The following is a 22,431-nucleotide window of genomic DNA, read 5'->3' as shown; positions in this document are numbered from 1 at the left end:
TGCCTCAGGCAGCCTTCTACTCTTTTATGGAAATGTTATTACCAATCAATCCCAGATGGGTTCCCTCAGGAAGCCCAGCGTCCTTATGGCCGATCAGCCACTTATTCTTAGCGGCCAGCAAACCGTCTTCTCCGCCTTTGTGTTCCTTATCAAGCGGAAGGTTTGTGTCCTTAGGAAGTACGATTACATCCTTAAATCCGTTCTCATCCGCATTACACGGCGCATAATGAAGCGTATCCGCATACAGCTCTACCGCAGTTCCCGCCGGAACGAAAAATGCTTCGATTAACGAGGTGTCATATGTATAATCATCCGTTATATCCTGCTGTCTTCCCAGCAAAAGCACCAGGTCGGTCGCCGCCACATTGATCTCTGAACTGCGATGGTATTCCACTGCGTTCAGCAGATAGTTATGACCGTTGCAGTATCCGATCTGAATCGGAAGCTCACCATAAATTCTGTCTCTCAGGACTTCATAAACCGATACCGCCTCCAATTCCGGTACGGACGGCTCATAAACAACCTCCTGCTTAACAGGAATCGCCTCCATCGCCTTTAAGAGCGGTTCCCAGTCAACATCTGTAACCTTTCTTCCATATTTCTTAAACTCAGCATCTGTAATCTGATAGATCTTCATAGACATTTCCTTTCCTGAAGTTTATATAATCTTTTTATATAATTCCTTACATGCAGGATAAATCTCCTTAAACTGCTGATAACGCTTCTCATACTTCTCAACCAGCTCCGGCTCCGGTTCCACCGTTGAAACCACCTTAACCAGCTTGTCTGCGATATCCACAACGCTGTCATATGCTCCGCATGCCACTGCCGCCAGCATCGCTCCACCTAAAGACGGTCCCTCTTCACTTTCCAGAAGATCCACTTTCAGGTTCAATACATTGGCAATCATCTTCACCCACAGCTGGCTCTTGGCTCCGCCGCCGCAGATCTTTGTTCTCTTAATCTGGATTCCCAGGCTCTTCGCCACTTCCAGGCAGTCCCTGAATGCAAATGTTACGCCTTCCAATACGGCCTGTGTCATGTCTTCTCTTGTGGTATCCATCGTCATACCGATGAAAGTTCCTCTTGCAAACGGATCGTTATGCGGGGAACGCTCTCCCATCAGATATGGAAGGAAATACACGTGATTCTCACCCAGTTTTTGAATTTGGGACTGTTCCTTCGCGTATTCCTCTGTTTTTAAAATCTCATCCATCCACCACTTATTACAGGAAGCTGCGCTGAGCATACATCCCATCAGGTGATAATGACCATCCGCATGAGCAAATGCATGAAGGGCGTTATGAGGATCAACCCCAAACTTATCGGAAGAGATAAAGATGGTTCCGCTGGTTCCGATGGAGATATTGCACATCCCGTCTCCAACCGTTCCGGTACCTACAGCCGCCGCCGCGTTATCACCGGCTCCTGCTGCTATCACCACATTGCCGGAAAGTCCTAATTCCTCAGCAATCTCCGGCTTCAAGGTTCCTACCGCCTCATAGCTCTCATAAATCTTTGCCAGCTGGTCTTTCTGTATTCCGCAGATCTCGATCATCTCGTCCGACCAGCAGCGGTTCTTCACATCAAACAACAGCATTCCCGAGGCGTCCGACACATCGGTACAGTGTACACCGCTTAACTTATACGCCAGATAATCTTTGGGAAGCATAATCTTCTTAATTCTTGCAAAATTCTCCGGTTCCTTATTCTTCACCCACAAAATCTTAGGAGCGGTAAAACCGGTAAACGAAATATTAGCCGTATACCGGGAAAGCTTATCCATACCGATTACCTGGTTGAGATAATCACACTCTTCAACGGTTCTGCCGTCATTCCAGAGAATCGCAGGCCGGATCACCTGATCCTCTTCATCCAGAATCACTAGTCCATGCATCTGTCCGCCAAAACTGATTCCCGCCACCTGTGACTTATCGCATCCGTCTAAAAGCTCTTTCAATCCCTCTATGGACTTTTCATACCAATCCTCCGGCTTCTGTTCCGACCAGCCCGGATTTGGAAAATACAGCGGATACTCTTTTGAGACCACCTTCACAATCTTTCCCAGGTCATCCATAAGTAACAGCTTTACTGAGGAGGTACCTAAATCAATGCCTACAAATAACATATCTATCCCCCTTTTTATGCACCCTATTGTGCACGTGCACGTTATCAACTAATCACACATTAACACATTTGGTAAATTTAGTCAATAACTTTTTCTTTTTTAATTCTTTCTTAAACACTTTTACATCATTTTTCGATGTATTTTGCATTTCACAGCCCTTTTTACATGATTTTGACACATTATTCACGAGCACATAAAAGATAATTTGACACTACAAAGATTACATGTTATTCTAATCTTGATCAGTTAATCATTCAATTAAAGGGGTTATTTTATGACAACGTTAAAAGAGATCGCGGCGTTAGCAGGAGTTTCAAGAGGCACAGTTGACCGTGTCCTGAACAACCGCGGATCAGTTAATCCTGAAACAGAAAAGCGAATACGTGAAATCGTTCATGCGCTGAATTATCAACCCAATAAAGCAGCTCTCGCTTTAGCTGCCCAAAAAAAGAAGATTACCCTTGGCGTTCTTCTTTTCGGTGAAAATAACGGGAATAAATATTTTGACGATGTGGTGGAAGGGGTGGAATACCAGCGCGAAAAGCTGGAAGGCTACGGCTGTACCATCTTAATCAACCGCACCTCATTTGATATAAAAGCACAATTAGACGCCATCAATGATTTTATTGATCTGGGCATCCGCGGCCTTGTTATCTCCCCTTACAACGCCCCTGAGATCAGCAGTAAGATTAATGAACTGTATGATATGGGAATTCCCACCATCACCACCAATACGGATATCTCCGATTCCAAACGGATTGCATATGTAGGCAGCAACTATTATCAGTGCGGCCGGACAGCCGGCGGCCTTATGGGACTTATCACGAATGGAACGGCCAAAGTTGGAATTATTACGGGATCTCCTTTGGTTTTATGCCATACGGAGCGGATCAACGGATTCTTAGACACCATCCATTCCCAATACCCTAAGATGGAGAGCCTTGAGATCATAGCCAACCAGGATGATGAATTTCAGAGCTATAAAGCCACCTCAGAACTCTTAGCCAAATACCCGGAGATGAACGCCCTGTATTTTACCGCTGCCGGAGTATACGGCGGATGCCGGGCAGTTTTAGACCATCACAAAGAACATAAACTTAAAATTATCTCATTCGATGCTGTAGAGACTACCAAACAGATGCTTCGGGACGGAGTAATCTCCGCAACCATCTGCCAGCAGCCGTTTCAACAGGGATCACGCCCGGTGAAGCTGCTTTTCGACTATCTGTCCACCGGAGTTTATCCGGCTGACCCGCTTCAGTATACGGAGGCGTCGATTAAGATACGGGAGAATATATAATTTTTTATAAAGATATGCACAAAGAAGGAACCTGGAGAGCGGACGCTCACTCAGGTTCCTTCTTTTATGTGTATCTTTAAACTCCGGACGGACAGGATCTCATCTCCTGTCCAATATTTAAGATATGATCTCCAATTCTCTCAAAATCCGTCAGCATTTCCGAATAGATAACGCAGGCTTCATCAGAGCATTTCTGCTTTTTCAGACGTTTAATCTGCCTTTGGCGGAAACAGTCTGTCATGTCGTCAAATTGCTGTTCCAGTTCCTCAATTTTCAGATAGAGAGATTCCGTTTCACTTTGAATGCAGGACATACAGTCCATGGCCGTCAGGCTGGTCTTATGCATCTGATTCACTTCATTTCTGGCTTCTTCGGAAAGCGTAATATGAAGTTCGTCCAGCAGTTTTGCATAACCGGCCAGATTCATTGCATGGTCACTAATCCGTTCGATATTGCCGGTAACCTTAAACAGCGCGCTGATTAACTCAGAATCCTTATCATTTGCTTCATTTACAATCACCCTTGAGATTCCTTTTGCTATTTCCTGGTTCAGGAAATCCACATAATCTTCATTTTTCTCAATCTGCTCCAGATATCCCGGATTTTCCTCTAAAATAGCGCGGTAACTGAGATCCACATTCTCTTTTGCCATATCCGCCATGCGCACCAGTTCATTGCGGATGCTGGTAATAGCAATCGCTGAAGCGCCGATGGAAAGTTCGCCGTTATAATCCACAGGTTTCATATAAGCCAAAGTAAATCCTTCTGAGATTTCTCCCTCCTGTTCCGGAAGAATCCGTTCCGCCAAGGCCGCCAGTTTTGTCCCAAATGGCAGAAGCAGGGCCGTTGTAACCAGGTTAAACAGGGTATGCATATTGGCAATCTGCGCCGCCGGGTTTCCCGGTGTAAAATGCTCCACCGCCAAAGCAAGCGGAAACATCATACAGATTGCAGTAAACAATAAGGTTCCGAATACATTGAAGATCAAATGGATGATCGTCGCCCTTTTTGCATTCCTGCTGGTTCCTATGGATGCTAAAACCGCAGTAATACAAGTACCGATATTCTGTCCGAACAAAACATAAACAGCGTTTGGAAGCCCGATCACCCCGCTCACCGCCAGAGCCTGTAAAATTCCAACAGACGCAGAAGAAGACTGGATCACCGCGGTAAATACCGCACCTGCCAGTATTCCAAGCAGAGGATTAGAAAATTTAGTCATTAACTCTACAAATGCCGGAGATTCCCTGAGTGGAACCATAGAACCGCTCATCATCTCCATACCGATAAAAAGGATACCAAGACCGGCAACAATCTGTCCATAATGCTGGATATGGAGCTTCTTTACAAATACAATCATGGCAACGCCGAAAAATGCCAGCAAAGGGGCGATTGCTCCCACATCCAATGCAATCAACTGCCCTGTAATGGTAGTACCCACATTTGCACCCATGATGATCCAAACCGCTTGGCGCAGCGTCATCATTCCCGAGTTAACAAATCCCACCACCATAACTGTTGTTGCAGAAGAGGACTGGATCACCGCAGTGATTCCCGCTCCCACCGCCACACCTAAAAACCGGTTGGCTGTCAGCTTCTCCAGAATCTGCTTCATGCGGTTTCCGGCCGCCGCCTCCAGGCCGCCGCTCATCATCTGCATTCCATATAAAAATAGAGCCAGCCCGCCAAATAAATTCATAACCTGTGTCACTCCCATAAAATTCCTCCATTATTATAATTGTTAACCGGACTTTACAATTATAGACAGAAAATAGGGGAAATCTCAATAGGCTTGGCTGAGGTTTAACTTACATTTAACATGGATTTTACAAAAGCATTCTGAACATAAAAAAAGAGCAGGGATCTTTCATCCTCACTCTTCCTTTTTTCTTACAAAACACTCTAAAAAGCCAATTTTTCCTGCAAGAAATTTTATTCTGTTTCTTCTTGTCTCTTTCTTTCACACACTTTTTTTAGATTAGTTATTTTTGTAATAATTAGCTTTTTAAGCAAATTACAATATACAAATAACAGATTTATAATAAATTTTATAAATATTTTAAAACTTGATATGTAAATACTGAACTTTTATAGTATAATAAAACCATAACTTATTGGAAATAGCAAACAGAATTTTAGGAGGGAATCTTATGGAGTTAGAAAAATTAATTTCTATGACACCGGAACAGGTCAAATCTTCATTAGCTGCTATCCACACTACAGATGAACCCGTTATTGCCACACTTGACAGACAGAAACTATTCACAATTGATGAAGCCGTCGCTCTTTACCTAGCTGCAACAGGTGTGTGTATAGACGGTACTCTCAAATATGTTAAACACCTGAATTTGCCAAGCGAACAAAGACTTTCTTTATTCGATATTGCAAAATACTCTGAAAACCAATGGGGGCATGCCGCATTTGTGCGCAATGTACTTTCAGGAGCGTCAGTCAGACTTACGAATGAATCAATACAAATGGGAAAAAGCAAGAACAATAATTATAGTAAAAAAGACTTAGACGGAAGACTTACTATAGAGCAGCAAGACGGTGAAGGCCAGTTAACCGATTCCAAAGTAGGAGACTTAGATGTCGATGTTATAACAAATTCATCTCTAAAATTGGAATCAGTAAAGATTACAAGAGACTTTTATATCCGATCTCATTCATCGAATAAAATTGAGATAAATAATGTAGAAGCAGAGAACAACGTTCGTATGATTATAGATTCCGCCAATAAAATGTCAGGGCAAGTATCTGCCGGGTATAATTGTAACATTGATATTTCTTCTTGTGTAGATTTTGAATTTGGAATTACCGCAAAGCATTTTGATATTAATATTTCAACTGCAAACAGTTTTCTGTTAAGACCAAACAACTTTGAATCCATAAGTTACATACAGTCTTCTTCCAAATACTCCAAAATACGTATTCCAATAGGATATAAGGTATGTCTTACAGGAGATAGAAAATATGTTGATTGTCCGTCAGATCTGATCGACGAAGCTTCTTCTCATAAAATAAACCTTCGCATTTCATCCGGCAGATTAATAATCGAAGCAATTCACTAAAATATTCTTGGCTTTTCACATCTTCAAACCAGACCTCGTGCCTGACAGCTCCCTCTTTATACTGATAAAAGGGACAAAAATAAAGAAAAACCGTCCGGCGCTCAATCCGCCCGACGGTTTTTCTGCATATCTGCCTATATCCCTCTACTTTCGTACCGACTCAAAATAAGCAAAAACCCCTTCTGCCAACACCGGATCAATCACCGGTATATGAACCTCATCCTCAATCTCCTTTGCAATTCCAATGGTCGTAAGACCGGTACATCCGAGGGCTATCACTTCCGCCCCCATTTCCTTTAATTCACGGGCCTTTTTCAGACAGTTGGCCCGCCCCTCAGGCGTCATAAGATCCAGCGTGCTGTCAACCCCATCCGGTTTCACCACGGCGATCAGCTTATCCGGGATCATCCTGAGATACGCCTTGGGCGCATAATCCACGATTCCCAGAATCGCAATCTTCTGCCCATATTTGGTGGCTAAAGCCGCCGTTGTCTCTCCGCCGCCGGTAACAGGAATTCCCGGAATCGCCTCCCTGATCTCCGCCACGCCCGGATCATCCGCACAGCTGACAATAATCATGTCCACATCTTCAAATGACTTGGCAGTTTCCACGATTTTCGGAACCGCGATCCGTTCCAGTTCATGACTGTGGATTCCCTCCGGCTGATCCGGAATACATTTCGAGATGCATTCAAGTCCCGGAAAATGCTCCTCAATAATTCTTCCGTGCATATCCACAAAATCCTGGTCATCCGATGTTAATACACGGATAACCCCAACCCTGAATTTATCCTTCATCGAAACTTCTCCCTTCCGCTGGCCGTTCACAGCTAAACCACAAATTTACCTTTATCAATAATCAGTTTATCATCAAAATACAAGGTTGGATTCAGGATAATTCCATCCATATGGCAGTCCGCTTTGTTTACTCCGCCAAAGGACGTATTGGTTCCAAATGCAATATGAACGGTTCCATACACCTTCTCATCTTCCAGGATAATTCCGTTTAAAACCGCTGCTTCATTGGTTCCTATTCCCAGCTCACCAACTGTAGCATTTCTTTCATTAGCCAGAAGTATATCCAGTTTTTCACTGTATTGTCCGCTGACTTTTTTCAGTTTTCCCTTTTCAATCACAACATGAAGAGGGGATTCCAGCTTTCCGATTCCAACCATGGAGCCGTCAATGATCATTTCACCGTCCACTCCGTCTTCTAAAGGTGCAATATATGCTTCTCCGGAAGGCAGATTACCGCATTGTCCCGGTTTCCTGTAGATTCCCGGGCTAGGAATGCCGTTACGCCCTTCCAATTTCAGGTTAAGCACACAGCCGTCTTTTTCAATGCGGGCCGTGCTGCACTCGGTCAGCAGATCCGTAATTTTTGCTGTCAGTCTTTCCACTTCATTATAATCGGCAGTCATGGCGCCGGCGCCGAACATGGCCTCTGTAATTCCCGGCATGGTGGCAACTCTGGTACCCTCTTTAGCCGCATTGATTCTGGCATTGGTATGGGTCAGCGACTTTGCCGTCGGGCAGATCACAATATCAGCCGCTTTCATAGCTTCCGCAATGGCTTTCGGCGGCTCCTCTCCATTCAGCTCCCGCTCCTTCATAATTGTCATCATGGCTTCACAGCCCAGTTCTTTAGCGCCTTCATACAGCGCCTGGGCGATGGGTACGCGGGTATCATCCGTAACAATAAACACCTCTTCGCCCGGCTTTGCGTCCAGGCATGAGGTTAAAATTCCCTTTGATATATCAACTAAATTTCTCATACTGCTCCTATTCCACATCCGTTAATTCTGAGATAACTCTCGCCAGCAGAGTTCTGGGAAGCACCACCAGTTTTCCGGTTTCCCTGGCAAACATATTTTTCATCTCCTGGGTAAATCCGATACAGTCCAGAACCACCAAGTCTGCATCCATCCCCTTAATCGTCTCAGCAGCCTGTTTTAAATCCTCCCAGCTTCCATACGGAGATGCCGGAATGGCTTTTACAGTTTCCACATATTCCGACCATTTTTTCTCACACTGCTCCACCTGAAGGGGCGACGGCGTTACGGTCACAATATTGGATTTCTTCGTCAGAAGCGGAACAACCTTATTTAAAATATTGCAGGGATAGACGAGAGGCACGTTTGCCGTCAGGCTGTCAGGAAAATCACCGGTGCAGAAAAACATGATAAGCCGCACTCCCTCCGCTTCCAGCTCATTGATACATTCCTGAAGTCTGGGCAGAATATACCGTTCTGCAAATGTCATGGACGTCCCGTCTGTCAGCCTGGAGACCAGCACATAATCCCCTTCTTCAGGCTTAAATTCCGCTATTTGCTCTTTCGTCAGACCATCCAGGCCGCCTCTCTGAAGCAATTCGATTTTACCATTAAAGATATCCATGATATCCACTGTTACGTCAACTCTCGGAGCCTGCCCTATGGTTACCGCACCAATCTTCATAACCCGTACCTCCTTTTATCAATCCTTCTTACCAAGCGTCTGAAGATGGTTCATAGATCCGTACAGCTTCTGAATCAGCGCATATTCATCTTCATCGTAGAATTTCAATGTTCCCTTTCCAAAATATTTAGCGACTTCAAGCATGAATCTGGATGCCTCTTCCACGTCCACAAAATGACTGGCTCCTGTCGCACAGCCCGGAACCATAACTTCCGTCGTCAGCGCCACGCCCACTACCGGAGCATTGGTCGCCGTAGCCGGCTGAAGAATGCTGTTCAAATGATGAACATCATTGCCGTAAGGCGTGATATCCTGGGTTGCCAGCGGGAACACATATGGAAGGCGTCCTGTAGTAATCTGCATCTGCTCCAATAAATCCTCTGAAGTCTTCAGTATGTATCCTTCTTTTACAGTTGGAGAGATGGCGAATCCCCTTGTATTGATCACCCGGTTGCCCTTTGTTGTATCCACTGAAAGAATCGCATCCAGTTCAGGAGATACCTCTTCTTTATTCACCTGTGACATCTCAACCGGAGATCCCATAAACGGAACCGGGAAATGAGGTGCAGTAGGCGCATGAGGACATATCTGGGTTGAAACAAATACATCACCTTCCAAATAGTCGCCTTTCATCTGCATATCCAGCAGTTTTGCAGCAACACTGATCGCCGCCAGCGCTCCGTCTCCATCCGATACAAACCCGATCATCTCCGGACGCGCTCCGATACCGCCAAGACGGCCCAATATTCCGATCGTAGGCGCGCTGCCGCCGGATGCCTTGCCATGCAGTCCGGGAATACGGACTTTTACCATATCAGTGCTTCCTTTCGGCCCCTTCAGCTCATATACTTCGATATTCGCATCCGGGTTAATGCCCTTTAAATAATTTTCCACATCTTTCCCAGTAACATTACTGTTATCTAACACATCAAAGGTTTCAATCACTTGTTTAATTAACATTCTAATACCTCCATTTACTATCGAATTATTCTGGTTTTTGATTGGTTTTATTTAAATTATATAGATTTTATAGCTTGTATGCAATATTTTTTATAGATTATTTTATAAATATTTTATTTTATTTGACATTTATTTACTTTTTGTATAAAATCTTTATAAAGACACGGATGGTCACTGCTCAATTTGACCATCTTTCTTATTATTAAAAAAGGAGAGTGAAATATGGAGAAAGAAAAAATCCCTCAGGAATTGATTATTCCTGCATCAGAACATCCAAAGGCGTTTGAACCTACCGTATTAGTTCTTAACGTGGTTATGTGCGCGCTTGGTGCAATTATTGGATTGGAATTGATTGTAAGAACGGGTGTTACTCCTAATACTTCGATTGTAGGCGCCTTGTTCGCGATTCTGATTTCCAGAATACCGGTTGCTCTTTTAAAAAAATACAGAAGTGTACACCGGCAGAATCTGATTCAAACCGCAATTTCCGGTGCAACATTCTCTGCTGCCAACTGTTTGATTCTTCCCATCGGTATTCCTGTAGTTATGGGAAAACCTGAATTAATGTTTCCAATGCTGATCGGCGTCTTCTTAGCTACCTGCATCGACGCTACGATTCTTTACAAAACCTTTGACTCAGAGATGTATCCGGCAGAAGGTGCATGGCCTCCGGGCGTAGCTGCTGCTGAATCCATTCTCGCTGTTGTTGAAAAGGGACGGAAAGCATTTCTGTTGATCGTCGGTATTGCAATCGGCTGGATCGGAAAGATCGCAGGAATCCCTACAGACCTTCTTGGTGTTTCCTGGTTTGGTGATTTCTTCGCTATGCTGGCTCTTGGCGTTGGCTCTATTATCATTGGCGTTATCAAGACAAACAGTATTGCCCTCTCCCTATTTGGACATACCGCAACATTGGCCAGCAATCTGTTTGGCTCCAATTTTGTATTCAGTGATTATGCTATGATTAACTACATGCCTCACGGAGTTATGATCGGCGCGGGCGCCGTATCTCTTCTTCAATGCGCGCGCATGCTGTTTAAGAAAAGCAGTAATGAAGATACTGCTGCCGGTAAATTTACAAGCAGTATGAAAGTATTAAAGAAAACATTAGGACTCGGTTTCGTTGCTTACATGGCCGTAGCTCTTCTTCTGGCTGTTATCTGCGGCATAATTTCAGATATGAGCGTTGGCATGTTTATAATCTGGCTGATTTTTTCAGCATTTGCAGCGCTTTCTTCCGAATTAATCGTCGGTATTTCCGCGATGTATTCCGGATGGTTCCCGGGATTTGCAACAGCCCTCATCTTCCTGATCGTTGGTATGCTTTTAGGCTTCCCGCCTTTAGCATTGGCCGTATTAGTCGGCTTTACATCCGCAACCGGACCGGCTTTCTCCGATATGGCATACGATTTAAAATGCGGCTATATTCTGAGAGGTTCAGGCGAATATCCGGAACTGGAAAAAGAAGGAAGAAAACAGCAGTATTACTGCGAAATGATGTCATTTATCATTGCATTCCTCATGGTTGCTTTCCTGGCTACCAAATATTTTGACCAGGGCTTATTCGCACCTGTCAGCAAAACATTTGCTACCACAATCGATGCCGGAACCAACAGTGAAGTTGCCAAATGGCTTCTTATCTGGGCAATTCCAGGCGCCATCATTCAGTTAGTCGGCGGAAACAGACAGATTGGTATTCTGTTTGCAACCGGTTTGCTTGTTGGAACTACCATGAACGGTGTTACCATTATCGTCGGTCTTATCATCCGCTATATCGCAGTTAAACGCAATAAAGCAAATGAGCAGATCCTCAACATCCTGGGTGCCGGTGCTTTGGCCGGAGCCGCAGTATACAGTTTCTTCACTGCAACACTGGGATTGGCGAAGAAGAAGTAACAGCTGTGCGTTACATAAAAAATTACTGCATTTAAAGTTACCACTAAAAAAGCGGCGGGTTAAAACCGCCGCATAACAAAGGCCGCCGCATAATTTCATATTGCGCCGGCCTTTTCCTCTATCTGATCCATGCCGTGATAAGAAACACAATAGGGATGGTCACCATACAGCTTATGGTCGTAACAAATACCGCAGTGGATGCATATCCCTCATCCAGCCCATACTGCTTCGCAATCATGCTGGAGGTGGTCATCGAAGGCGCGCCCGCGATCAGCATCAGAATCAGGCTCTCCGTCACCGGAAGAAAATAGGAGGATATTAAGAATACAGCCGCCGGTATGAGAATCAGTTTCGTTCCCACAATCATGGTAATATTTTTAAGCTCCGACAGCCCGGGCTTTTTCAAAAAGCAGATCGTACATCCCAGATAAACGAGCCCCATGCTATAACTCACATTTCCTACCGAATCCGCCACATACACAAATGGTTCGGGCAGTACAATATCCATGGAATTTATGATAAGGGCGAAAAAGATAGAAACCAAAATAGGATTAAACAGCTTTTTCCCAAGCTCTTTAAACGATCCTGCTTTTCCCCTTGTAAAAAGAGCAAGTCCCAGCGTCCACACGACAACCGTATCTACGGCGGAACAGATCGGAATATACTGCCTGTCGGCCGCCTCAGTAAACAGCGCCATGATGAGAGGAATTACCACAAAACCATAATTTCCGCCCACCATACATCCCTGATGGACGCTGGCCGTAAGCGGCGGAAGTTTTGCCAGACGGCTGCATAAGATCCCAACTGCCGCCATTACAAAATACATGCCCACCTGCCACATTACCACCCTGTGATATTCAAACAGCCCGGCAAATGTCGTCTTATTTTCATAAAGCAGTGAAACAGTAAGGCAGGGCAGCACCAGCTTTATCAAAAGTCCGGATATGGAGGACAAACTGCATTCCTTCACAATTCCCAATTTTGATACCACATAACCCATTAAAATCAATAATAAAAAACTCAGCAGTTTGGGAAATATTATAAAAAAGTAATCCATAGCGGCGGCTCCTCCTCAAGTTTGTTTCTATCAAAACAATAACTTTTCAGGGCAGAATATCTTTTCGGATTCCCCGCTTTTACTTCCCTGAACTGTCACTTTAAATTATAATATAACTATGTAAATCAGCAAGGATTTTTTATTTTTTCGGCCGTAACCCATCATTCTGGCCGTTTAGGAAAGGAAATGCGTATGGATGTATCAGTAGCAATCAAACTAAGACGAAGTATCCGGTCATTTGACAGCCGCCCGGTTTCCGATGAACTGCTTTTAAAGCTGGCGGAAGCAGGAAGGCTGGCTCCCAGCGCCAGCAACTTACAAGCCTGGAAATTCTTTTTTATCACCGATCCGGACCTGGTCCGCAAAGTGGATTTATTCAGCCCCGGCCTGAGCGGAAAACCGCCCGTTATCATGGCAATCTGCTCCGACATGGATTATGCGTTAAAACACGGTTCTCCCAACTCAGAAGTCTATGGCTGCATGATGGATGCTTCCATGGCGGCGGAAAACATCATGCTGGAAGCCGTGGAACTGGGCCTGGGCACCTGCGCCATCAAATCCTATAATGCGGCAGCTGTAAAAAAGATCCTGAAATTACCCGAACATTTCCGCATGGAACTTCTCATCTCCATCGGCTATCCCACAGGCGAACCAAGAACCGCCCGCCGAAAGTCCTTGGAAGAAATCGTACATTTTAATACATGGGAGGAAAACAATGAATCAGAATGATTATTTTGAACTGCTGGTCTATATGATAACCAGCGCCGCCGGATTAGAGGGCGAACCCAGGATTTACGGCCCTCTCCGCATGATCGAAGCCTCGCAGCGGCTTTGCCGCCTGATTCTTTCGGAAGATCCTGAAAATCAGAACCTAAAAGAACTGATTGAATTGATTGAAAATGGAAAAGGAAAAACAATGTCCGACGAAAAAGCATTTTACCAAATGCTTCAGGATGCGGCAGCAAAACTGGTAGACTGTATTTAACTTTAATTGCAATTGACAAAAATTTGTATAACAATTAGACTGTTTATAGACTATTGTTAGAATTTTAATTAGGAGGAGGTTTTATATGATTAAATTAACAAAAGATCTTTGCCTTCAGGCTCTTTATGGGGGACTTCTGCTGGGCGGCGGCGGCGGCGGAAACCTTCAGCTCGGCCTTGACGCGCTGGAAGAAGCATTCCGCCATACGGATGAGCTCATTATGATGGACATTGATGAGATGAACCAGGACGATACAATCGTAAATGTTTCCATGGTAGGAGCACCGTCCGCAAAGGATACCTGCGTTACCATTGACCACTGGAAAACAGTGCTGAAAAATTTTGAGATGAACAGCGGAACGAAAATAGCCGGTTTTACCACCTGTGAAAACGGCGGCGTGTCCACTTCAAACGGCTGGGTGATCTCGTCCATTACCGGCATCCCTCTTGTAGACGCGCCAAGCAACGGCCGCGCACATCCTACAGGAACCATGGGAAGCATTGGTTTAAACCAGATTCCTGACTACATAACAGTTCAGACCGCATGCGGCGGCAAAGGCGATAATTATGTGGAAACCATCGCAAAAGGAAGCTTAAAAACCACCTCTCATATGATCCGCCAGACGGCAGTTGTGGACGGAGGAATGTGCTGCGTGCTCCGCAATCCGGTTACCGCAGAATATGCTAAAAATCATGCGGCAGTAGGCGCAATCGCACAGGCTCTGGCCATCGGAAAAGGGTATCTGGATCACAAAGATGACGTAGAGGGCATCTTAAAATTCCTGGAGGATAATTATAAAGCCAAAGTGGTATGCCGCGGCATAACCAGCGATTATGAACTGTGTATGGACGGCGGATATGATGTGGGATCTCTTCACGTAAAATCAGATGCCGATGATTATGAACTCACTTATTGGAATGAATATATGACTCTGGAAAAGAACGGCGAACGCATAGGAACCTTCCCGGATCTGTTATGCACTCTGGACGCAAAGACAGGACTGGCGGTTTCCAGCGCTGAGATAAAAGATGATATGGATGTTATTATGATAATTATTCCGAAGGACCAGCTGATCTTGGGCGGCGGAATGTATCAGAAAGAACTTTATGTGGAAGTAGAAGAGATCTTAAATAAGGAGTTAGTTCGTTTTAATGAGGAACTGTTCTAGCCAAACAACAGCCGAAAAAAAGAGACAGGGCAGCGCCCTGTCTCTTTTTACCCTTGCGGGTCTTAGGTTCCCCTTCTTTAAAGCGTCCCCTCAGCCAATTCATTCATAACCGCTTCCACAGTTTCAATCTTCTCCGCCCTATACGCATTGCTCCCGCAGAACAGCAGCGCATGGTCCAAATCCCCTTTTGCCGCATTAATCAATGCTTTCGTAATGCAGTAAGGCGTTATTGCCGGATTGCAATGTTCCAAACATAAAAAGCAGTGTTCGATCTTTTCCCGCTCTCCTGCAACATGGTTTAAAAATGTATTCTTAATCGCGCGCCCCGGCATTCCCACCGGACTTTTCGTGATCACAATATCCTCTTTCGAAGCATTGATGTACGCCTGTTTGTATTCCATCGGCGCGTCACATTCTTCCGTCGTAACAAAACGGGTTCCCACCTGGACTCCGTCCGCCCCCAGTTCAAACTGGTGCACCACATCCTCATGGGTATAGATTCCCCCGGCTGTCACAACCGGAATCTTCTTTTTATACTTCTCACCATACTCTTTTATAACAGTCAGAATCCGTTTGATCTCTTCATCATACTGAATCCGCTTATATGTGGATGGAACATCATCCGTATCCGCGCCGTATTCTGTCAGCTCTTCTCTGGAAAATCCCAGGTGGCCCCCGGCCAGAGGCCCTTCGATAACCACCAGATCCGGTGCTTTTTTATACTTTCTGTCCCACATCTTACAGATAACCATAGCCGATTTGGCAGACGAGACGATAGGAGCAATCTTGGTTTTCACCTTCCCGCCCATATCGGCTGCAGCTTCCGACACATATTCAGGCAGGGAAATCGGAAGTCCTGCGCCTGATATGATGATATCCGCGCCCGCTTTTACCGCCGCCTTTACATATTCGGCATAGTTTTTCGTGGCAACCATGATATTGAAGCCGATCACTCCCTTAGGAGCGATGGCCCTTGCTTTATCCAATTCAGTTTTAATGGCGCGAAGATTCGCATTCTGAGGATTTTTCGAGAATTCAGCGTCCCGAAAACCAATTTGCGCGGTGGAGATAATGCCCATTCCGCCTGCTTTCGCCACGGCTCCGGCCAGGGAAGACAGACTGATTCCCACTCCCATTCCGCCCTGAATAATTGGCCTGTCTACGGTTAAATCACCTATTTTTAATGATGGTAACTGGCTCATTACATTCTCCTAAATCTCTCATATCTCTGATTGGCAATCTCTTCGCCGCTCATTTCACTATATTCTTTCAAAAATTCCTTCATTCCCTCTGTCAAATAGCTGCAGAGTACATCCAGATTGTCGTGACACGCAGGCTCTGTTTCAGGAATCACTTTTTCAATCAATCCCATGTCTAAAAGATCCTTAGCAGTGATCTTCATGACCTTAGCCGCTTCATCCGCACGTTTGCTGTCCTTCCAGAGAATTGAAGCAAATCCCTCCGGTGAAAGGATAGAATAGATGGCATTTTCAAGCATCCAGACCTGGTTGGCAACCGCCATAGCCAGCGCTCCGCCGCTTCCGCCTTCACCGATCACAACGGAGAGCACAGGCACTGTCAAACTTGCCATTTCAAACAGGTTTCTGGCGATAGCCTCACCCTGTCCCCGTTCCTCCGCTTCCAGGCCGCAGAAAGCCCCTGGTGTATCCACAAAGCAGATTACAGGGCGTTTAAACGTCTCTGCCTGCTTCATTAAGCGAAGCGCCTTTCTATAACCGTCCGGAGAAGGCATTCCAAAATTGCATTTAATGTTGTCCTTGGTGTTCTTGCCCTTCTGCTGTCCGATTACAGTCACCGGAATTCCGTGGAATGTGGCGATGCCGCCCACAATCGCTCCGTCGTCGCCGAAGTAACGGTCGCCGTGGAACTCCATAAAATCGTCGAATATCATGTCTATATAATCCGTAGCAACCGGACGGTCCGATTTTCTGGACAAAAGAACGGTATCCCACGGAGTTTTTCCACAGGCATCCTGTTTTTTATGATGTTTTTCCACAGACTCCTGCGGGATATTTCCACAAACTGTTTCTAAATCAGGAATTTTATGTGTTTCAGCCGAATGGAGTTTCAGGATCGCATACAATGTGTCCTTTAAATCCTCCCGCTCTACGATCTTATCCACAAATCCATGCTTCAACAGGAACTCCGATCTCTGGAATCCCTCCGGAAGCTTCTGTCCGATGGTCTGCTGGATTACCCTTGGGCCTGCAAAACCGATCAAAGCATTGGGCTCCGCCAGGATAATATCTCCTAACATCGCAAAGCTGGCCGTAACTCCTCCAGTCGTCGGATCGGTCAGAACGCTGATGAACAGCTGCCCTGCTTCATGGTGTTTTTTAAGAGCGGCCGAGGTTTTAGCCATCTGCATCAGGGACACGATTCCCTCCTGCATTCTGGCGCCGCCTGAACATGCGAAAATAATCACCGGAAGTTTTTCCTTTGTAGCGCGTTCCACGGCATTGGTGATCTTCTCACCCACGTTGTGTCCCATACTGCTCATAAGGAATCTGGCGTCACAGACTCCGATAACCGTCTTCTGACCGTTAATTTCTCCCTTACCGATCACAATCGCTTCATTTAATTTTGATTTTTCCTTGACTGCTTCCACCTTTTTCTCATATCCCGGGAAATTCAAAGGATTGGAAAATTCCATCTCCTTATCCCATTCCTCAAAGGTGCCGTCATCGATGACCATCTCAATCCTTCTATAGGCATGAACACGGAAATATCCGTTGCATTTTGGGCAAATATAATAATTGTTTTTCACATCCTCAACATAAACCGGCTGTCCACATTTATTACATTTTCTCCAAAGCCCCTGAGGAATGTTTGGCTCATCTGGTTTTGATGAAGATTTATACTTTGTATCGATCAATGTATAAGTCTTTTTGAACATATCTCTTAACATCTGGATTACTCCCTTTCATACAGGCGGCTTTTTATGCCTCAGGCTATTTACAATATTCCGGGAAATAAGTCGGAATAAAATGGGTATCGGTATCGCCACTCTGATAAGCAGGATGGCTTAATATCTCAAACTGGAAGTCCACATTGGTCTCAATACCTTCAATGATCAGCTCGCCTAATGCGCTGCGCATCTTAGCGATGGCATCGGCTCTGTCTTTGCCATGGACAATCAGTTTCAAAAGCATGGAATCATAATTGGCCGGAACCTTATAATCGCTGTAAATATGGGAATCGATGCGGACTCCGTTTCCGCCAGGCACATGGACATTGGTGATCAGTCCCGGACACGGCATGAAGTTTTTAGACGGATTTTCCGCATTAATTCTGCATTCGATCGCATGTCCGCTGAGCCTTACCTGATCCTGGCTGACGCTTAACGGTTCTCCGGCAGCTACTCTGATCTGTTCTTTAATAAGATCCATGCCTGAAACCATCTCTGTAACCGGATGTTCAACCTGAATTCGGGTATTCATCTCCATGAAATAAAAGTTTTTATCCTTATCCAGCAAAAATTCAATCGTTCCCGCATTCTCATATCCAACTGCTTTAGCCGCTTTAACGGCAGTCTCACCCATCCGCGCCCGCAGTTCCGGTGAAATCGCCATAGAAGGGGATTCCTCCAATACTTTCTGGTGGCGTCTCTGGATAGAACAGTCACGCTCTCCTAAATGAACAACATTGCCGTGCTTGTCGGCCATGATCTGAAATTCAATATGTCTCGGTTTTTCAATATATTTTTCAATATACATGGTATCGTCGGAAAAGCCTTTGACAGACTCCATCTGTGCGTTCTGGAAATTCGCTTCGAAATCCTCTTCGTTATAAGAGATTCTCATGCCCTTTCCGCCGCCGCCTGAAGACGCTTTAATCATGACGGGAAAACCGATCTCCTTAGCCATTTTAAGGCCTTCCTCCACCGTATAAACAGCTTCCTTGCTGCCCGGAACAACCGGCACGCCTGCTTCCATCATGGTCTTTCTGGCTTCTGATTTATTGCCCATACGGTTAATAATATCCGCAGACGGGCCGATAAATGTGATATTGCACTTCTCACAAAGCTCAGCAAAACGGGCATTTTCAGATAAAAATCCAAATCCCGGATGAATGGCATCCGCTTTCATGGCAACCGTAGCTGTCAGGATTCTCTCCATATTCAAATAACTCTGCGTGGAAGAGGCCGGGCCGATACAGATCGCTTCATCCGCCAACAGCGTATGAAGACAGTCCTTATCCGCTTCTGAATAAACTGCAACGGTCTTAATTCCCATTTCTCTGCACGCGCGGATGATCCGCACCGCGATTTCGCCTCGATTGGCTATCAAAATTTTATCAAACATATTTACCTCTCATGCTGCCGCTGGCTGCGGCCTTGTAATCCGTTTAAAACCTGGGCGGACGCTCAGAATAATAATTATCCCACCATAAATGTCAATTCTGCTGTTACTGCGATCTTACCGTCAACGGTGGCTGTAGCTTTGCCAACTCCAACCGGCCCTTTCTGCTTGATAATCTCACATTCCAGCTTGAGCTTATCGCCCGGAACCACTTTTTTCTTAAACTTCGCATTGTTGATTCCGCCGAAATAAGCAGTCTTTCCCTTATTTCCCTCTACGCTCAATATGGCAACCGCGCCTACCTGAGCCAATGCCTCAATCATGAGCACGCCCGGCATAACAGGTTCCTGTGGAAAATGGCCTTCAAACTGAGGCTCATTATAAGTAATGCATTTATATCCTACGGCTTTCACACCCGGTTCCAGCTCTTCGATACAGTCGATCAGAAGAAATGGATGTCTATGAGGAATGATTTCCTGAATTTCTTTAATTCCCAGCATGTTAATACCTCACTTTCTCCGGCCGGAGAGATGTGATCTCCCCGGCCCTGTCTCTTAATCAGCGGATTCTGAACAATGGCTGACCATATTCTACAACATCTTCGTTATTGACAAGAATCGCTTCCACCACTCCGTCAAACTCGCTTTCAATCTCATTCATAAGCTTCATCGCTTCAATAATGCCCAGAACCTGACCCTTTTTTACCACATCGCCCACTTTTACAAACGGCTCGGAATCAGGAGAAGCTGCATTATAGAAAGTTCCCACCAAAGGAGAAACAACCACGTTGTCGGAACCGATCAGAACAGTTTCCTGCTTCTCTTCTTCCGTCTCAACAGGCATAGAAACTGCAGGTGCTGCCATCGGCATAGCCGGCGCTGCCATCATAGGTGCAGGCGCCTGGGAAAATACAACGGGAGCCGGTGCCTGAGGAACATTTTTCTTTTTCTTTAATATCAATTTTTCATCGCCCTGCTGATATTCAAAGCTGGACAACCCATTATCAGATACTGCCTGAATTAATTTTGTGATCTCATTGATAGTCATAACCGCACCCCTCTTAATTTTCGAACTTCTTCACTAAGACGCTGGCATTATGTCCGCCAAAGCCCAATGAATTGCTGATTGCATAGTTGACATCCATGGACACTCCGTCTCCCATGGTGTAATCCAGATCACATTCTTCATCCGGCTGTTCCAGTCCTGCCGTAGCATGAACAAAACCGTCCTGGATGGATTTCACGCAGGTGATGAATTCCACGCCGCCTGCCGCGCCCAACAGATGTCCGATCATGGACTTTGTCGAATTGATCTTTACTTTATAAGCATGATCACCTAAAGCCAGTTTAATCGCCTTTGTTTCGAAAAGGTCATTGTGATGAGTGCTGGTTCCATGTGCGTTGACATAATCGATCTTGTCAGGAGTAATTCCTGCATCTTCAATTGCAAACTCCATAGCCTTAGCAGCGCCGCTGCCGTCTTCTGCCGGAGAGGTGATGTGGTAAGCATCACAGGTTGCTCCGTATCCGACTATCTCAGCATAGATCTTAGCTCCGCGGGCCTGAGCGTGCTCTAAAGATTCCAGAACCACAACTCCTGCACCTTCCCCCATGATAAATCCGCTTCTGTCCTTATCAAAAGGAATGGACGCTCTCATAGGATCGTCGCAGGTGCTCAGCGCTGTCAGAGCTGTAAATCCTGCCACTCCGATTGGAGAGATACTTGCTTCCGTACCGCCTGCCAGCATCACTTCAGCTTCGCCGTACTGGATGGAGCGGAATGCTTCACCGATGGAATGAGTTCCGGTAGCACAAGCGGTTACCACGTTAAAGCATTTGCCTTTAAGTCCGAACTGAATTGCCACGTTGCCTGCCGCCATATTGCTGATCATCATAGGAACCAAAAGAGGATTTACTCTTCCAGGCCCTTTTTCCAATAATTTTTTATGTTCACGTTCCATCGCCTGCAGGCTTCCGATACCGGAACCTACGCAGACGCCCACGCGGTATGGATCTTCCTTTTCCATATCAATACCGGAATCTTCCAATGCCTCTTTCGAAGCCGCAACCGCAAACTGTGAAAACTGTTCCATTCTCTTTGCAGTTTTCGGGTCCATATACTGTTTTGCATCAAATCCCTTTACCTCTGCAGCCAGTTTAGCCTTATAATCAGCAGTATCAAAATAAGTAATCGGAGCAATGCCCACTGTTTTATTCTTTAATCCGTTCCAGAAGCTCTCCACGTCATTACCAATCGGGGTGATCGCTCCCAATCCTGTTACAACAACTCTTCTCTTCATATTTTTTCTCCATTTCACCGCCGACAGCGGATTTTATACTTACATAGCCATTCCGCCGTCTACGCACAGTACCTGACCGGTGATGTACTTTGCTTCATCAGATGCAAAAAATGCAACTGCATTGGCGATATCGGCTGTTTCTCCGAATTTTTTCATAGGAATCTGTTCTTTTGTGGATTCTTTGATTGCATCCGGCAGCACATCCGTCATCTCAGTAACGATGAATCCCGGAGCAATCGCATTAACCGTAATGCCGCGGCTTGCCATCTCTCTTGCGGCCGCCTTGGTAAGGCCGATAATACCTGCTTTAGAAGCCGCATAGTTGGTCTGTCCCGCATTGCCCGCAACGCCTGACACGGAAGACATGTTGATGATTCTTCCCGCTTTTTGTTTGATCATCTGGCGTGATACGTGCTTCATACAGTTAAATGCGCCCTTTAAGTTGGTATCTAAAACCGCATCAAAATCTTCCTCGCTCATCTTCATCAGAAGACCGTCTCTTGTGATACCGGCATTATTTACCAATATATCGACTCTGCCATATTTTTTAATTACATAATCCATCAGCTCTCCGGCCTTAGTATAATCGGAAACATTGCACTGAATTGCTTCCGCTTTGCCGCCTGCTGCCTCAATCTCTTTAACAACCTCTTCTGCCTTTGCAGCTGAACCGTTATAATTGACGATAACGGATGCCCCTTTAGAAGCCAGTGTGACAGCAATCTGACGTCCGATTCCGCGGCTTGCGCCTGTTACAACTGCGATTTTATCATTTAATCCCATAATTA

General features: G+C 45.4%; 21 protein-coding genes. 6 read left to right on the top strand and 15 right to left on the bottom strand.

All coding sequences use genetic code 11. The annotated features are described in order from the left end of the window. Positions 1-16 precede the first annotated feature (16 nt). Both C0033_RS19070 and xylB read right to left on the bottom strand, forming a co-directional pair. Positions 17-637: a DUF4867 family protein gene (locus tag C0033_RS19070; RefSeq protein ID WP_103229491.1), complete on the bottom strand. Its 621-nt coding sequence runs from the start codon at positions 635-637 to the stop codon at positions 17-19. A gap of 21 nt (positions 638-658) precedes the next feature. Beyond that, positions 659-2,128 carry a xylulokinase gene (gene xylB, locus C0033_RS19065; protein ID WP_103229490.1) on the bottom strand — a complete coding sequence of 490 codons (1,470 nt, stop codon included), beginning with the start codon at positions 2,126-2,128 and terminating at the stop codon, positions 659-661. Positions 2,129-2,402: 274 nt separating this feature from the next. Here xylB and C0033_RS19060 point away from each other — a divergent pair, with 274 nt between their 5' ends. After that, a complete protein-coding gene (locus tag C0033_RS19060) occupies positions 2,403-3,428 on the top strand; it encodes a LacI family DNA-binding transcriptional regulator (RefSeq protein WP_103229489.1) in 1,026 nt (341 codons plus the stop codon). A 76-nt stretch (positions 3,429-3,504) separates the two neighbouring features. On the opposite strand, the gene C0033_RS19055 is transcribed toward C0033_RS19060, so the two are convergent. Beyond that, positions 3,505-5,145, bottom strand: a complete 1,641-nt coding sequence (locus C0033_RS19055; protein WP_103229488.1) for a Na/Pi cotransporter family protein — start codon at positions 5,143-5,145, stop codon at positions 3,505-3,507. A 433-nt stretch (positions 5,146-5,578) separates the two neighbouring features. On the opposite strand from C0033_RS19055, the gene C0033_RS19050 reads away from it, so the two are divergent. After that, on the top strand, positions 5,579-6,499 hold the full coding sequence (locus C0033_RS19050; protein ID WP_103229487.1) for a hypothetical protein: 921 nt from the start codon (positions 5,579-5,581) through the stop codon (positions 6,497-6,499). Between the two features lie 144 nt (positions 6,500-6,643). On the opposite strand, the gene C0033_RS19045 is transcribed toward C0033_RS19050, so the two are convergent. The 4 genes from C0033_RS19045 to C0033_RS19030 are packed head-to-tail and all read right to left on the bottom strand — an operon-like array spanning position 6,644 to position 9,916. Next, positions 6,644-7,297 (bottom strand): aspartate/glutamate racemase family protein, encoded by a 654-nt coding sequence (locus tag C0033_RS19045; RefSeq protein WP_103229486.1) that lies wholly within the window; start codon positions 7,295-7,297, stop codon positions 6,644-6,646. Positions 7,298-7,329: 32 nt separating this feature from the next. Then, positions 7,330-8,274, bottom strand: coding sequence for an aminopeptidase (locus C0033_RS19040; protein ID WP_103229485.1), 945 nt, complete (start codon positions 8,272-8,274; stop codon positions 7,330-7,332). A 7-nt stretch (positions 8,275-8,281) separates the two neighbouring features. Beyond that, positions 8,282-8,956: an AroM family protein gene (locus tag C0033_RS19035; protein WP_103229484.1), complete on the bottom strand. Its 675-nt coding sequence runs from the start codon at positions 8,954-8,956 to the stop codon at positions 8,282-8,284. A gap of 18 nt (positions 8,957-8,974) precedes the next feature. Next, positions 8,975-9,916 carry a DUF1177 domain-containing protein gene (locus C0033_RS19030; protein ID WP_103229483.1) on the bottom strand — a complete coding sequence of 314 codons (942 nt, stop codon included), beginning with the start codon at positions 9,914-9,916 and terminating at the stop codon, positions 8,975-8,977. A gap of 222 nt (positions 9,917-10,138) precedes the next feature. Between C0033_RS19030 and C0033_RS19025 the strand changes: the two genes are divergently transcribed. Further along, positions 10,139-11,812, top strand: a complete 1,674-nt coding sequence (locus C0033_RS19025; RefSeq protein WP_103229482.1) for an OPT/YSL family transporter — start codon at positions 10,139-10,141, stop codon at positions 11,810-11,812. Positions 11,813-11,930: 118 nt separating this feature from the next. Here the strand turns inward: C0033_RS19025 and C0033_RS19020 are convergent, their stop codons facing one another. Then, complete coding sequence (locus C0033_RS19020) at positions 11,931-12,869, bottom strand: AEC family transporter (RefSeq protein WP_103229481.1); 939 nt, start codon at positions 12,867-12,869, stop codon at positions 11,931-11,933. Positions 12,870-13,061: 192 nt separating this feature from the next. Between C0033_RS19020 and C0033_RS19015 the strand changes: the two genes are divergently transcribed. From C0033_RS19015 to C0033_RS19005, 3 genes are all read left to right on the top strand, one after another. Beyond that, positions 13,062-13,598: a nitroreductase family protein gene (locus tag C0033_RS19015; RefSeq protein ID WP_103229480.1), complete on the top strand. Its 537-nt coding sequence runs from the start codon at positions 13,062-13,064 to the stop codon at positions 13,596-13,598. Continuing rightward, positions 13,585-13,854 (top strand): DUF6092 family protein, encoded by a 270-nt coding sequence (locus tag C0033_RS19010; protein WP_103229479.1) that lies wholly within the window; start codon positions 13,585-13,587, stop codon positions 13,852-13,854. The genes C0033_RS19015 and C0033_RS19010 overlap by 14 nt, the downstream gene beginning before the upstream one ends. An 85-nt stretch (positions 13,855-13,939) precedes the next feature. Further along, positions 13,940-15,022, top strand: coding sequence for a DUF917 family protein (locus C0033_RS19005; protein WP_103229478.1), 1,083 nt, complete (start codon positions 13,940-13,942; stop codon positions 15,020-15,022). 77 nt (positions 15,023-15,099) lie between these two features. Here the strand turns inward: C0033_RS19005 and C0033_RS19000 are convergent, their stop codons facing one another. From C0033_RS19000 to fabG, 7 genes are all read right to left on the bottom strand, one after another. Further along, a complete protein-coding gene (locus C0033_RS19000; protein WP_103229477.1) occupies positions 15,100-16,224 on the bottom strand; it encodes a nitronate monooxygenase family protein in 1,125 nt (374 codons plus the stop codon). After that, complete coding sequence (locus C0033_RS18995; RefSeq protein WP_103229476.1) at positions 16,224-17,951, bottom strand: acetyl-CoA carboxylase carboxyltransferase subunit alpha; 1,728 nt, start codon at positions 17,949-17,951, stop codon at positions 16,224-16,226. The genes C0033_RS19000 and C0033_RS18995 overlap by 1 nt, the downstream gene beginning before the upstream one ends. 43 nt (positions 17,952-17,994) lie before the next feature. Further along, the gene (locus tag C0033_RS18990) at positions 17,995-19,347 is read right to left on the bottom strand and encodes an acetyl-CoA carboxylase biotin carboxylase subunit (protein ID WP_103229475.1); all 1,353 of its coding nucleotides are present in this window, start codon (positions 19,345-19,347) and stop codon (positions 17,995-17,997) included. Between the two features lie 74 nt (positions 19,348-19,421). Continuing rightward, positions 19,422-19,844 (bottom strand): 3-hydroxyacyl-ACP dehydratase FabZ, encoded by a 423-nt coding sequence (fabZ, locus tag C0033_RS18985; protein ID WP_103229474.1) that lies wholly within the window; start codon positions 19,842-19,844, stop codon positions 19,422-19,424. A gap of 58 nt (positions 19,845-19,902) precedes the next feature. Continuing rightward, on the bottom strand, positions 19,903-20,391 hold the full coding sequence (gene accB, locus C0033_RS18980; RefSeq protein ID WP_103229473.1) for an acetyl-CoA carboxylase biotin carboxyl carrier protein: 489 nt from the start codon (positions 20,389-20,391) through the stop codon (positions 19,903-19,905). A gap of 13 nt (positions 20,392-20,404) precedes the next feature. Beyond that, positions 20,405-21,643: a beta-ketoacyl-ACP synthase II gene (gene fabF / locus C0033_RS18975; protein ID WP_103229472.1), complete on the bottom strand. Its 1,239-nt coding sequence runs from the start codon at positions 21,641-21,643 to the stop codon at positions 20,405-20,407. Positions 21,644-21,682: 39 nt separating this feature from the next. Then, positions 21,683-22,426: a 3-oxoacyl-[acyl-carrier-protein] reductase gene (gene fabG, locus C0033_RS18970; RefSeq protein WP_103229471.1), complete on the bottom strand. Its 744-nt coding sequence runs from the start codon at positions 22,424-22,426 to the stop codon at positions 21,683-21,685. Positions 22,427-22,431: the final 5 nt, after the last annotated feature.

The sequence above is a fragment of the Clostridium sp. chh4-2 genome (assembly GCF_002899675.1).
Taxonomy (GTDB): Bacteria; Bacillota; Clostridia; order Lachnospirales; family Lachnospiraceae; genus CHH4-2.
Note: the sequence above shows the minus strand (reverse complement) of the source record. Positions and strands in the feature narration are given on the sequence as shown.

Excerpts from the sequence above, each read along its gene's own strand:
- C0033_RS19070 (WP_103229491.1), bottom strand. The coding sequence starts at position 637 with ATGAAGATCTATCAGATTACAGATGCTGAGTTTAAGAAATATGGAAGA.
- xylB (WP_103229490.1), bottom strand. The coding sequence starts at position 2,128 with ATGTTATTTGTAGGCATTGATTTAGGTACCTCCTCAGTAAAGCTGTTA.
- C0033_RS19060 (WP_103229489.1), top strand. The coding sequence starts at position 2,403 with ATGACAACGTTAAAAGAGATCGCGGCGTTAGCAGGAGTTTCAAGAGGC.
- C0033_RS19055 (WP_103229488.1), bottom strand. The coding sequence starts at position 5,145 with ATGGGAGTGACACAGGTTATGAATTTATTTGGCGGGCTGGCTCTATTT.
- C0033_RS19050 (WP_103229487.1), top strand. The coding sequence starts at position 5,579 with ATGGAGTTAGAAAAATTAATTTCTATGACACCGGAACAGGTCAAATCT.
- C0033_RS19045 (WP_103229486.1), bottom strand. The coding sequence starts at position 7,297 with ATGAAGGATAAATTCAGGGTTGGGGTTATCCGTGTATTAACATCGGAT.
- C0033_RS19040 (WP_103229485.1), bottom strand. The coding sequence starts at position 8,274 with ATGAGAAATTTAGTTGATATATCAAAGGGAATTTTAACCTCATGCCTG.
- C0033_RS19035 (WP_103229484.1), bottom strand. The coding sequence starts at position 8,956 with ATGAAGATTGGTGCGGTAACCATAGGGCAGGCTCCGAGAGTTGACGTA.
- C0033_RS19030 (WP_103229483.1), bottom strand. The coding sequence starts at position 9,916 with ATGTTAATTAAACAAGTGATTGAAACCTTTGATGTGTTAGATAACAGT.
- C0033_RS19025 (WP_103229482.1), top strand. The coding sequence starts at position 10,139 with ATGGAGAAAGAAAAAATCCCTCAGGAATTGATTATTCCTGCATCAGAA.
- C0033_RS19020 (WP_103229481.1), bottom strand. The coding sequence starts at position 12,869 with ATGGATTACTTTTTTATAATATTTCCCAAACTGCTGAGTTTTTTATTA.
- C0033_RS19015 (WP_103229480.1), top strand. The coding sequence starts at position 13,062 with ATGGATGTATCAGTAGCAATCAAACTAAGACGAAGTATCCGGTCATTT.
- C0033_RS19010 (WP_103229479.1), top strand. The coding sequence starts at position 13,585 with ATGAATCAGAATGATTATTTTGAACTGCTGGTCTATATGATAACCAGC.
- C0033_RS19005 (WP_103229478.1), top strand. The coding sequence starts at position 13,940 with ATGATTAAATTAACAAAAGATCTTTGCCTTCAGGCTCTTTATGGGGGA.
- C0033_RS19000 (WP_103229477.1), bottom strand. The coding sequence starts at position 16,224 with ATGAGCCAGTTACCATCATTAAAAATAGGTGATTTAACCGTAGACAGG.
- C0033_RS18995 (WP_103229476.1), bottom strand. The coding sequence starts at position 17,951 with ATGTTAAGAGATATGTTCAAAAAGACTTATACATTGATCGATACAAAG.
- C0033_RS18990 (WP_103229475.1), bottom strand. The coding sequence starts at position 19,347 with ATGTTTGATAAAATTTTGATAGCCAATCGAGGCGAAATCGCGGTGCGG.
- fabZ (WP_103229474.1), bottom strand. The coding sequence starts at position 19,844 with ATGCTGGGAATTAAAGAAATTCAGGAAATCATTCCTCATAGACATCCA.
- accB (WP_103229473.1), bottom strand. The coding sequence starts at position 20,391 with ATGACTATCAATGAGATCACAAAATTAATTCAGGCAGTATCTGATAAT.
- fabF (WP_103229472.1), bottom strand. The coding sequence starts at position 21,643 with ATGAAGAGAAGAGTTGTTGTAACAGGATTGGGAGCGATCACCCCGATT.
- fabG (WP_103229471.1), bottom strand. The coding sequence starts at position 22,426 with ATGGGATTAAATGATAAAATCGCAGTTGTAACAGGCGCAAGCCGCGGA.